At 34.9% G+C, this 12653-nt stretch carries 8 protein-coding genes; 2 read left to right on the top strand and 6 right to left on the bottom strand.

Annotated features, from left to right (window positions below; genetic code table 11):
* Positions 1–4: 4 nt before the first annotated feature.
* Positions 5–1915, bottom strand: a complete 1911-nt coding sequence (locus CPHY_RS04685; RefSeq protein ID WP_012198906.1) for a family 43 glycosylhydrolase — start codon at positions 1913–1915, stop codon at positions 5–7.
* A gap of 347 nt (positions 1916–2262) precedes the next feature.
* Here CPHY_RS04685 and CPHY_RS04680 point away from each other — a divergent pair, with 347 nt between their 5' ends.
* Positions 2263–4545 carry a glycoside hydrolase family 95 protein gene (locus CPHY_RS04680; RefSeq protein WP_012198905.1) on the top strand — a complete coding sequence of 761 codons (2283 nt, stop codon included), beginning with the start codon at positions 2263–2265 and terminating at the stop codon, positions 4543–4545.
* Positions 4546–4846: 301 nt separating this feature from the next.
* Here the strand turns inward: CPHY_RS04680 and CPHY_RS04675 are convergent, their stop codons facing one another.
* From CPHY_RS04675 to scfA, 4 genes are all read right to left on the bottom strand, one after another.
* Entirely contained in the window at positions 4847–5485 is a 639-nt protein-coding gene (locus CPHY_RS04675; protein ID WP_012198904.1) for an RCC1 domain-containing protein, read from the bottom strand.
* 311 nt (positions 5486–5796) lie between these two features.
* The gene (locus tag CPHY_RS04670; RefSeq protein WP_012198903.1) at positions 5797–6417 is read right to left on the bottom strand and encodes a class I SAM-dependent methyltransferase; all 621 of its coding nucleotides are present in this window, start codon (positions 6415–6417) and stop codon (positions 5797–5799) included.
* Positions 6418–6477: 60 nt separating this feature from the next.
* Positions 6478–7890, bottom strand: a complete 1413-nt coding sequence (gene scfB, locus CPHY_RS04665; RefSeq protein WP_041703986.1) for a thioether cross-link-forming SCIFF peptide maturase — start codon at positions 7888–7890, stop codon at positions 6478–6480.
* A 369-nt stretch (positions 7891–8259) separates the two neighbouring features.
* On the bottom strand, positions 8260–8400 hold the full coding sequence (scfA, locus tag CPHY_RS04660; RefSeq protein WP_012198901.1) for a six-cysteine ranthipeptide SCIFF: 141 nt from the start codon (positions 8398–8400) through the stop codon (positions 8260–8262).
* Positions 8401–8998: 598 nt separating this feature from the next.
* On the opposite strand from scfA, the gene CPHY_RS04655 reads away from it, so the two are divergent.
* A complete protein-coding gene (locus tag CPHY_RS04655) occupies positions 8999–9862 on the top strand; it encodes a DegV family protein (protein WP_012198900.1) in 864 nt (287 codons plus the stop codon).
* A gap of 237 nt (positions 9863–10099) precedes the next feature.
* Here the strand turns inward: CPHY_RS04655 and CPHY_RS04650 are convergent, their stop codons facing one another.
* Positions 10100–12634, bottom strand: a complete 2535-nt coding sequence (locus CPHY_RS04650; RefSeq protein WP_012198899.1) for a sensor histidine kinase — start codon at positions 12632–12634, stop codon at positions 10100–10102.
* Positions 12635–12653 lie beyond the last annotated feature (19 nt).

Below are 12653 nucleotides of genomic sequence, written 5' to 3'. Positions count from 1 at the left end.
CTTCTTATCGGTCCATACCTTGATATACAATGTCTTTAAATTCACCAGTTAAGGAGGAGTTCTCACCAGCGTGAGCATACATACCTACCATAGCACCGGTAAAGCGTTTTCCTCGATTGATACCTTCATCACATAGATAATAAACTCGATCAAGCTGACCAAGGGAATGCCAATTAGTTTCCTCCTGATCAACTATGCTCTGATAATAAAAGCTTCTCTTAAGCCCTTCTGTCACAATGCGAAGACTGTACTCTCCTTTTGTAACCTTTGTTGATAGGCTTATCTTTGTCTCCTCATCAATGTGTTCCACTACCTGTAAGAATAAACCTTCTTTTGTTTCGAAGAGACCGTATTTAAGATACGTATTTTCATCATAATAACAGGTTAAACCATAATCCTGTCCAATGTTAAGGTTTATATCACCTACTGTTACCTCAAACGTAAAGTGAAAATCTTGTTGTCTGCGTAATAAAATATTTCTTGACTCTGTCGTATCTAAATCTTTTTTACTTCCCTGTATCTTTAAGTATCCATTGCCAAATGTATACGCATTCTCCTCTGGTACGCGTTGAGATACCCATAAACTGCTTAATATACCATTCTTAAAATCATCCGACTCCGGTTCAGGAATATATGGAGTTAAGTTTGGTAGTTTTTGTAGGACACTAGGTCCTTCCAGATTATTTACAAGTGGCCAACCATCTGCTGTCCAAGTAATTGGATCGAGTGCTGTTTCACGTCCAAGTAAGCTATATTCACCCTCTAACTGTCTGCCACATAAGTAAACCATATACCACTCACCATTTGGAGTTTTCACAGGTTTTCCGTGACCACAACGTTTGATTGCTCCCTTTTCATCCTGCTGTCTCATAATCGGATTGTAAGGGCATGGGGTGTATACACCAAATAGTTCTTTGGATCTGGCAACAGAGATACGATGACCTAGACCGGTCCCACCTTCTGCTTGGAAAAGGTAATACCAACCGTCCTTTTTAAGTAAATGCGATCCTTCCGGTGCTCTCTTTTGATGCCCATAATATAAAAGGGTAGCTTCGGAAAGCTGTTTTTTTCCATCTTTACTAATCTCAAATATTCTTGCTCCACGATTTAATAACATATAGCGTCTTCCATCGTCATCCGTAAAGATAGATGGATCAATACCATCCTCATCAAGAAATACTGGTTCACAATATGGACCTTCTGGTTTATCCGAAGAAACAACCATTTGTTTTCTATAGACAGTTCCAGTGTCATTTAAACGATAGGTTGCAGTAATATAATATTTTCCTTCATAATAAGAAATGTCTGGTGCCCAATATCCACGGCCACCTTCTAGTTCATCTAAGTACGCCCACTCTGGGTTTGTAATTGCATGTCCAATGACTTTCCAATGAATTAAGTCCTTGGAATGAGAGATTGGAATACAAGGGAAGAATATAAAGGAGGAGTTAACCATATAAAAGTCATCTCCCACACAAATGATTGATGGATCTGGATGCATACCGGTACGAATTGGGTTATGATACATCTGTTCATATGGTGCTCCACAAACTTCTTCAAAGTAAGTAAGAATTTCTTTATTTTTATTTTCGTATGCTATTTCATATGGTGTTACTAGGTTGATATCTCCAGAAACCGGTGACATTCCAACTCTTTCTACTAGGTAACGAACAACGGAAATGTTACCTGATTCAACACCATAATGAAGAACGTTTCTGTTTAATTCATCTGTTTCATTAAAACTTGCTCTGGAATATTCTACAATATACCGTACAATTTCTAAATCTCCTAGAGATGCTGCCAAAAATGGTAACCATACTCCTCCAGTTTTATCCTCAATTGAATTTGGATCCTTTACTAATAGATCCTTCACAACATCTAAATCTCTGTTTAATATTGCCTCGCGTAATTTCATTCTTCTACTCCTTAGCAACGTATTTGCTTTGCTGTCGTTCTTTTTAGTTACTACATCAGTGTAACATGAATAAAATCAAAATAATACAGATTTTTTTGCTTTCAAGCCCATAATATGTAGATATCTTGTCACCAATTGTTATTGATTTCCATCTCTTTTTGTTATAACCTATAAGTAATGTAAAATTGGATTAAAACCCATTTCAATTGTCATGAAAAGTAAAAGAACTTCGCGAACTTTTCCCGAGCTCGAATTAGATGAGAAAAGCATACCAACCAAAGATAAGTCATAAAAAATTTCAATGTATTACATAGGGAGAATAGATAAGGGAAGGAGCAAATACTCATATGCAAAGACATATCCTTTGGTATCAAGACCCAGCGAAAGACTGGGATGAAGCCTTGCCTCTTGGTAATGGTAGACTTGGCGCAATGATTTATGGAAAACCAGAGCACGAAATTATTCAAGTAAATGAAGATAGTATCTGGTCTGGGTATGCAATGGATCGAAATAACCCAGACGCAAAAAAGAATCTGCCAATCATTCGATCACTGATTGCAGACGGTAATTTAGAGGAAGCACAAAACGCTACTTTACATTCACTTAGTGGAACCCCTGATAATATGCGTTGTTACCAGACTGCAGGGGAAATACATATAACGACCGGGCATAGCGAAGTAACAAATTATAAAAGGCAATTAAATCTATCAGAAGCAACCGTAACTGTTTCCTATGATTTTGAAGGAACTACTTTTATACGGGAACATCTCATCAGTACACCAGCTGATGTTTTTGTAATGCGATTCACCAGCAAGGGACCTAGAAAGTTAAATCTAAGCATTCTTTTATCAAGACCTCATTTCATGGATCGTTTATACTGTGAGAATGGAGACTCAATAGTTCTAACTTACCGTGGAGGAATTCCGTTTTGCAACCGCCTTACAGCAGCTTCCTGTGATGGTAAGATAAAAACCATTGGAGCACACCTTGTTGTATCGGAAGCTACAACAGTAACCTTATTTTTTGATATCAGAACTGCTTATCGTAGTGAAAACTATACAAATGATGTAAAATCTCATCTTATGGATGTGAAGTCATTACAATTTGACGAACTAAAACGTTCCCACAAGAAAGATTACCAGAGCTTTTTTAAGCGAAACGATTTGATTTTAACTCCATCTGCAGAGGAAGAAGCTGACGTTGCTACTTTGGATACCGCCAAACGTCTTGAAAGAATGAGAATGGGGCATAGTGATCTTAAACTGTTAGAAGATTACTTTCATTTTGGGAGATACCTACTCATAAGCTGTAGTAGGCCAGGCACTCTTCCAGCGAATCTTCAAGGTATCTGGAATAACAGTATGACACCACCTTGGGGTGGTAAATTCACCATTAATATTAATACGGAGATGAATTATTGGTTTGCTGAGAAACTTAACTTACCAGAGCTTCATCTTCCACTCTTTGATTTATTAAAACGTATGCACCAAAATGGTAAAGTTACCGCAGAAAAGATGTATGGCTGCCATGGATTTGTTGCTCATCATAATACGGATCTATGGGGTGATTGTGCACCACAGGATTACTGGCTTCCTGGGACCTACTGGGTACTAGGCGGTGCATGGCTTTGCCTTCATATCTGGGAGCATTATGAGTATACAAAAGACATCAATTTCTTAATCAATATGTTTCCGGTTCTCTCAGATGCCTGCCTATTCCTAACTGAATTTTTGACTGAAGATGAGAATGGTAAGTTGATTCTATCTCCAACTGCCAGTCCGGAAAATAAATACCGCCATCCAAATGGACGAATCGGATACCTCTGCGCTGGATGTACGATGGATCATCAAATTATGAGAGAGTTATTCCATCATTATATTGATGCATATCATACCCTGTTAGATGCAAAGAATTCTACCGAGAATAAAGAAGTTCCAATAGCTCTGAATGAGAAGCTCACCAAGTCAGTAAAAGACTGTCTTAGCCGATTACCTGAGACAAGAGTACATAGCAATGGCACCATTAAGGAATGGAATGAAGAATATGAGGAATTAGAATTAGGCCATCGCCATATATCTCATTTATTTGGATTATTTCCTGGTAATCAAATTACTCCGGAACAAACTCCTAAGCTTTCAGAAGCTGCTAAGAAGACGCTTGAAAGAAGGTTAGAACACGGTGGTGGGCATACCGGTTGGAGCCGTGCTTGGATTATCAATTTCTGGGCAAGATTAGGTAATGGTGATTTAGCTTATCAAAATGTCAAAGCACTTCTTACTGGAAGTACTCTGCCAAATCTGTTCGATAATCATCCACCATTTCAGATTGATGGTAACTTTGGCAGCATTTCGGGGCTTTGTGAGATGATATTTCAGTATAGAAATAACACCTTATTTTTGCTACCTGCCTTTCCTGATGAGATTAAGGATGTGACATTCCTAGGGTATAAAGCGACCTATGGGCTAACCGCTGACTTATCCTATACAAATGGAGAATTAAAGTCGGTTGTTCTTACGTCAAAAGAGCCACGGAGCATTCTATTAAATTATAGGAATAAACTCGTGAAAATTAACTTGACTAAGGGTGAAAATGACGTGGATTGTAATATATTTTCCTTAATAATGGAATAATCAAGGCTTCAAAAAGTGCATTAGAGTTTTTGACAATAGGCGGCTTTTTAAATAATCATTAGTTTGATTTTGGTTCCAAAGGTTTTGGAAGCTAGAACCTAGCTAAAACATTTCATATGAAAAACTTGTATCTTGTATTTCTTATAGCTAAAAGTGCATCGGAGTTAGTCAACTAATGACTTCTTCCGATGCACTTTTGTATTTTAACTCTTAGTTAATGTAATTCCTTGTACTTATTCTTTGATTTCAAATTCCGACATTAGATATTCCCTGTGCTATATCTTTTCATTCTCTCTTCCTGCTACTTATATGCTGCAATATCCAAAAAGAGGCAACTGCCGTCCTGTCTAAGTCCTACAATAGTATCGGAATACGTAGCTATCTGAACGACCTCTGTCCATGATACCAATACTTTCGTAACTGCTTCGGTGCTACTTGCACTGTAATCGACATACAATACTTTCCCTTTGGCTGTAAGTCCCACTGCGTAATTGAAGCCTTGCTCTATAGCAATCACATTTTTCCAATCCGTAACCTCCAGCGGTGCAATATCACTCCACGAAATCACTCTTCCATTCTTCCGTAAGCCCAGACACCGTGCAGCTGTTTCACTAGCATTTATCACAGCTATGTCTCCACCGTTATACACGCACTTCAAATCTATATTCATAATATCACTATCGCCATCTATGTCTGTCTTCAGATAATAAACGTTCCCTTGATCTGTCAGAATATATGAACCTGATAGAAATACGGGAGATTCCTCTTTCATTTGATAACGATTGTATTCACCTAATCCCTGATAAAGGATATCACCGTTTTGCAGCAATGCTCGGAAACCTAAATAACTTATATTTTCATTGATGTAGACAAAAGGTTCTTCCTTGTTGAGTGTTAAAAGATATTGCAAGCTATCGTAGAAAAGATTCCCTTTCGACATCTTTCGTTAAGAAACATTTACATTCCCTTCCAATTTATTATCCCATAATAGAAAATCTATGTCAATCTTACTTATTCTTTTTATCCAACCATAGGTAAATAGTAACTGTTACTTTTAAAGTAGACATGGCCCAAATCAATTAAATCAATAATAATAGTTCTGCCCAAGTATCTAAGTGAGTTCTAAAAGAACCTAGCCAAAGCATTTTAAATGAAGAGCTTGATATATTGTATCTTTTATAACAGAAAGTGCATCCGAGCTAGTCAACTAATGACTTCTACCGATGCACCTATCTATTAAGCTTATTTTTATTAAGAAATATCGTTTTCTTTAACCGCCGATATTATATAAGCAAAATCTACTTCTGAAATGTTCTCAATGGTAAATTCATAGCTTTCTAATAGTCCGATTATATGTTTTCTATTATCCGGATACATCTTAACTTTATAGTCGCCATAGTCAAAATACTCTTGAGTATCCTTTTCTATCGACACTACAAATCTGCCACCTGGATTTAGTAACTCATTCGTTTTCTTAATTGCTGCTGCCTTCTCTTTCACATGAAAAAATGTTAGTGAACTATAAATCAAATCAACTTTACAATCAAGGCAATCATCCAGATAGTCTCCGACTATGAGGGTGTAGTTAGAATAATCTCTTAGATTATCTTTGGCTCTATCAATTGTCTTTTGTGATAAATCAATTCCAATAAACCGTTTACAACCAAGCTTTAGTACTCTTAACGCAAGCCTGCCCGTTCCGACACCGATTTCTAAAACAGAAAGTGTTTGGTTAAGCTTTAATTCACTTAAGAATTTGTCGCCGTCCCATCTGTTCATATACTCCTGCAGCAAACTAGGATCATGAACTGGATCGTTATCTGACTCTATTAATAAATCATAGTGTTCTACGGTTGATTTTACGACATTCACGAATTGATACCCTCCACATAAGCATCATGATAAACATACAAAGAAATAGGTATATTATTCTTATTCCGCCTCAGCAGCCTTAATCATAATTGCACATTCTACACGTTTTCTTTGTAACTCACAACCGATATCATAAGTATCATTGATATTACCATGGAATTTAAAAGAATTTGCAGAGCATCCGCCGCTGCAGTAGAATTTTGCAAAACAATTCTTACATTTTTCTTTGGAGTATACATTGCAGCTCTTAAACTCTTCTCTTATATCGGTAGCTTTCACACCATCGAATACAGTACCCATTAAGTATTCTTCTTCCCCTACGAACTGATGACATGGATATAAATCACCCCATGGTGTAACCGCAAGGTATTCTGTTCCTGAACCACAGCCAGACAAACGTTTCGCAACACATGGTCCGCCGCTTAAGTCAATCATGAAATGGAAGAAGTTAAACCAGTGTCCTGCTTTTCTTCTTTCAATAATGTATTTCGCTAATTTATCGTATTCCTCCATTAAGATTGGGAGGTCTTCGACTGTAATTGCATAGGTTTCGCCATCTTGTGCTACTACAGGCTCTACTGAAATTTGTTCAAATCCAAGCTCAGCTAAGTGTTTAACGTCTTCAGAGAAATCTAAATTATTGTGCGTAAAGGTACCACGAACATAATAATTCGTTTGATTTCTGCTGTCTGCAAATTTCTTAAACTTAGGGATAATGAGGTCATAGCTACCTTTTCCGTTACGGAAAGGACGCATGGTATCATTGACTTCTCTTCTTCCGTCGATACTAAGTACTACATTACTCATTTCTTTGTTAGCAAATTCTATAATGTCATCATTTAATAAAACACCGTTTGTTGTTAATGTAAAACGGAATTTTTTATTATGAATTTCTTCCTGACTTCTTCCGTATGCTACTAAATCTTTTACTACCTGGAAGTTCATTAATGGCTCTCCACCAAAAAAGTCTACTTCTAAGTTCTTACGACTACCAGAATTAGCAATTAAGAAATCAAGGGCTTGCTTTCCAACTTCATAACTCATTAAAGCACGTCTTCCGTGGTACTCGCCTTCCTCTGCAAAGCAGTAGCGGCAAGCAAGATTACAATCGTGTGCGATATGAAGACATAACGCTTTTACAACTGTTTCTCTTTTTTTGAAGCTTCCGATATAATTTTCATAAATATCTTCGGTAAATAAATTACCATCTTCCTTCATCTTTGTTACTTCATCATAAATATTGCTGATTTCTTGTTTTAAGGAATCTTTCGTAAGCCCAGGATAATCCTCCGCTAAAACGTCAAAGTTATTCTCTTTGCTGTATTTATCCCACATCATATCAACAATATTCTCTTTGCTCTCCTCTTTATAAAGAGCAATAATATCATATGCAAGATCATCTACAACATGTACCATTCCGCTATTCACGTCAAGTACTATGTTGTATCCATTATTTTTGTACTGGTGAACCACTTTTGTTACTCCTTTCAATGTAAGTCCTAATAAGGACAAAGCCTCTTCTTCCATCATATGTCTTATGCCATTTCATTTATGTCAAAAAAACAAAGGACCTTAAAATAATAAAAAGTACTTATATAAACTTTCTATCATAATGATTATGTTAAGCTTGCAAGTCACTAATTATGAATAAGTTAAAGCAAAACAACCTCATATAAGGCCAGGACTGATTCATTTATACAATGAACCACTCCTAGTCTTATATGTCCTTAACATGGAATAAGCAGCGACATACGCGCTGCTTATTAATTCATCACTTTTCCATTTTTATTCCATAATGACAGCGAAATACTGTCCTTATCGGATATGGCATCAGGACTGTTATTATTTATGCTCGCAGCTCTGATTTCCTACTGTACAAGATGTTTTACAAGCAGATTGACAAGAAGTCTGGCACTCGCCGCATCCGCCGTTTTTCATCGTATCTTTTAGATTCTTTGTGTTTAAAGTCTTAATGTGCTTCATTATGTAGCCTCCTAAAAATTAACTTATCATATTATATCATAGTTTGGTAAAATAGCAAAGTGTTTTTTTAAGACATATGAAATTTTCTGACAAACGGTATTTTTGTTCCTGTGATTTTCCGACAATAAAATTTTCTTAATAGTGAATTACTACTATTTTATTTTCGTTCTTACTTGAACTGTCCAAAGCAGAATGGTATAATACGTTATATGGTATTAAAAACCACTTGTTATTTTATTTAATACAATGTAGTTTTTTATTTTGTTTCGGTGCAGATATTTTTTCTGCAACGAGCAAATTTAAGTAAATTTTAACGTTTACTAAAATGAATCGTAATCTGATTCTAATGTTAATATGCAATACTAAAAAAACACGTTTCGATGCCCCTTCTTTGTCATGAATAACAAGAACTGTATACGTAAATAGTCTAAACTAAATCTAAATATTGTTATAGAAAACTAAAACAATACTAAAAAGATTTTTATTTTTTTGCAAGATTATAAGTTTTTAGGGGTATATTACAGTATTGAGTTATATTATGTCTAAAAATACTGTAACCAATAAATAAAGTAATATTTTATATAAAGGAGAATTCATTATGAGAGATTTTATTATTTCTACTGATTCTACTGCAGATCTTCCGTTAGAATACGTGAAGGAACATAATATCTTTATACATCCATTATACTATAATCTAGATGGAGAGATTTACGGTGGTGATAAGAATCTTGATCAAAAAGATTTTTATGATAGAATGAGAAATGGTCTTATGCCAACAACTATGGCTTCTAATCCAGAATTTATTTTAGAATCTTTTACAAAGCAAGTAAAGTCCGGTGTCGATGTTCTTCATATTAGTTTTTCTTCTGCTCTTAGCGGAAGTTGTAGTAATGCTACAGTGACTGCTCGTGAAGTATGCGATGAAAACCCTGATGCTAAAATTGTAGTCGTTGATTCTTGTTGTGCCTCCATGGGACAAGGACTTTTGGTATATAAAGCAGTTCAATTAAAAGAAGCTGGAAAATCATTAGACGAAGTTGTTAACTTTATTGAAGAAAATAAAAATCATATCTGTCACCAATTCACAGTAGATAATCTATTTCACCTACATCGTGGAGGACGTGTATCCAAAACCACTGCAATCATTGGTACTTTAATCAATGTAAAACCAGTACTTCATGTGGATAACGAAGGTCATTTAATTCCACTTACGAATGTTAGAGGTCGTAAAAAGGCTTTAACCACCTTGGTTGATAATATGGAACAAAGATCTAAAGGATATGAAAATGACGTTGTATTCATTAGTCATGGCGATTGCATTGAAGATGCAAATTTCGTTGCAGATTTAATTAAGGAACGACTTGGAATCACAAATTTCATGGTAAATTACATCTGTCCAACCATTGGAACACATGCTGGTCCTGGAACTGTTGCACTATTCTTTGTAGGTAGTGAGAAGTAAGTACTGAATGCTCCCAAGCGCGTTGCTAAGAACATAATTCATCGCAAGGTACACATACCTCGGAGATATTTAAATATATAGAAAATTGAAAAGCAATTTCTAATAAAAAATCGATGCCAACTTTAGATCTTATCTATAAAAATGTAGATAAGACTTAAAGTTGGCATTATTATTTATGACATGGAAAAGTATGCAAAGTTTTTTTCTTGTTTAAGGTAAAATTAAATTACCTACTAATTATCTATTACTTCTAGCAAATCGAATTATCACCTTAAATAAATCACCATCCATAACAATCTGGATTTGTCCACCTTGAATTTCTACAAAGCTTTTTACAATTGCAAGCCCTAAGCCAGAACCTTCCGTATTTCTTGATTTATCTCCTCGAATAAATCGCTCACTAATTTCTTCTGGCGTTAGATTAAGTTCTGACGCAGAAATATTTTTTAATGTTATCTGAACGGAAGCCTCCTGTAATTGTACGGTAAGATATGCTCTTGTCCCGGGCATTGCGTACTTTATTACATTTACAAATAGATTTTCAAATATTCGATATGTCTTTTGACTATCAAGCTTCAAGATAACTTTCTCTTCTGGAAACTGAACACGAACATCGATTCCGGTCTCTTCAAAACGATCACTTAGTTCAAATTGAACCTGCTTTATTAATTCTACTAAATCAACTTCCACCGGATTTAAGGTTATATTATTACTGTTAATTTTACTAACTTCGAATAAATCTTCAATTAATTGCTTTAAACGTAACGACTTACGGTCAAGGGTATCAATATACTCCATCTGTTGTTCCTTTGTTAGGTTATCTTCCTTTAACAAATTTATATAAGTGATAATTGCCGTTAATGGTGTCTTTAAATCATGTGAGACATTCGTGATTAATTCTGTTCTCATATTCTGGCTTTTTACCTCTTCATCAACCGCTCTTTTAAATCCATGTTGTATTTTGCTAAGCTCATCACCAAGTGGTTTCAATAAACCTATATCATTTTCAATTGGTACTTCAAGGTTACCTTGTGCCATCTGATGAGTAACATAAAGTAGATAGTCATGCTTATCTTTTAAATCTGTCAGATATTTTTTCATAAAATAATATAAGAGAATCGAGTATAGTACAAGTACCGGGATACCAAAAAACCAGATACTACACATAATTAAGATAACTAAAAAGTTAACTAAAACATATTTTAATACTGTTTTATTCACAGCATCACTTGATTTTACTGAAAGAATCGACTTTACCATACGTCCAATTTTACGATTTATAAATGTAAAGAAACGAATGAATAACGCATTTTCTATTAGATAACGTTTCAAACCTTTACGAAATACTTGTAGGACGGATATCAGTACTAAAAAGATACTTCCAAGATAAAGAAACCAACCTCCATACATTGCAATATTGGTTAACAGTCTTGCAAAAAAAGGAGAGAAGTTAACATTCTCAAGATAATCTTCAATAATGCCGCTTGGATAATACGAACTAAGATAAGCTATCCCAATTGTCGCAAATGCAATTCCAATAATAAATAACGCGTTAATTTCAAGAGGTATTCTACTTAAGATACCATTTCCAATCCCTAATGGGCGAATACAAAAAAGGATAATTCCAAATAAAACCACAACACCAATCGCTACGCATATTAATATAACTAATCCATGCATCTGACTTCCATTATAATTCACAAAAAAATTATATTGATAATCAAATAACCCCTGATAATTCTTTTCTATTGCATAAACCATAGTAACATTCGTCGGCTCAACGAACGAAATATCTTCTGGCTTTAGATCAAGATACGTTTTGTCACGATAAAGGTAAGAAGAATTATTTTCTAATCTTACATTCTTAAGAATGCCCGATACTTTTTCTGCATCAATTTCATAGGATTTTTGAATCGAAGCAATCCCTTTACTATCATACTCAACCACAAGATATCCAGCATAGGTATCCTTTAATTTCTCTTCCATCGCAGAGTCGACAGTGGTACTTTCTAATAAATAGGTTAATAAATCTTCATCGCCTGAGATTTCTCGATAGCGATTATTGTTTCTATCAATGATTGCAAAATCGATGGAGTGGCTATAATATAGATTATTTCTTAAGGCATAGATATTCTCATTAAAACTATATATTTCATTTCCATGAAAATCATATTCTGAAATTTCATTATTCGTATATTCTTCTGTATTGTAATCAAAATAATCCTCTGGATAATCGTCGAAGGATTCATCAATATAAACATCCTGTTGTGTTCTATCCGTTAAATCTTCATTGGTTTTAGAGTCATTGCCCTCACTTAAGTCTACTTTGTTGGAACCTTCTTTATTATTGATATCTTCTTTATTAATTGAGCTTTCTTTATTATTTGAACCATCTTTACTATTTGAACTTTCTTTCTGATCTAATTTTTGATTCTTCTCTATCTCTTCTTGCTTTATTCTATATTCTTCTCTTAACTGTTTTAGTTTTGGAAGATATATTTCGATAGGTTCTACCGAATAAGTATTATTTCTCTGTTCCATGACGCTTAAGTAAAGACCATAACCCGATTCTAACAGAGCATCAAAACGAATGTCTTCCATCTGTTCTTTTCTATTTTCCCAGAGCTGCTTTACAACATCTACAGCAGTGATGCTTACTCCAAGCAGTAAAACAATCACTAATAAGACACCGATAACATTTCCAAGTAACGGAGATTTACCATTTGCCTGTGTTACTTGTTCTTCACTTTCTTTATTATTTATTGAGTCCATTACATACCTCCACTGATAT

This window comes from Lachnoclostridium phytofermentans ISDg (assembly GCF_000018685.1).
Taxonomy (GTDB): domain Bacteria; phylum Bacillota; class Clostridia; order Lachnospirales; family Lachnospiraceae; genus Lachnoclostridium; species Lachnoclostridium phytofermentans.
The sequence above is the reverse complement of the archived record's forward strand: the minus strand, read 5'-3'. Positions and strand labels throughout refer to the sequence as shown.

Coding starts and splice junctions, on each gene's coding strand:
- CPHY_RS04685 (WP_012198906.1), bottom strand. CDS start 1,915: ATGAAATTACGCGAGGCAATATTAAACAGAGATTTAGATGTTGTGAAG.
- CPHY_RS04680 (WP_012198905.1), top strand. CDS start 2,263: ATGCAAAGACATATCCTTTGGTATCAAGACCCAGCGAAAGACTGGGAT.
- CPHY_RS04675 (WP_012198904.1), bottom strand. CDS start 5,485: ATGTCGAAAGGGAATCTTTTCTACGATAGCTTGCAATATCTTTTAACA.
- scfA (WP_012198901.1), bottom strand. CDS start 8,400: ATGAAGCACATTAAGACTTTAAACACAAAGAATCTAAAAGATACGATG.
- CPHY_RS04655 (WP_012198900.1), top strand. CDS start 8,999: ATGAGAGATTTTATTATTTCTACTGATTCTACTGCAGATCTTCCGTTA.
- CPHY_RS04650 (WP_012198899.1), bottom strand. CDS start 12,634: ATGGACTCAATAAATAATAAAGAAAGTGAAGAACAAGTAACACAGGCA.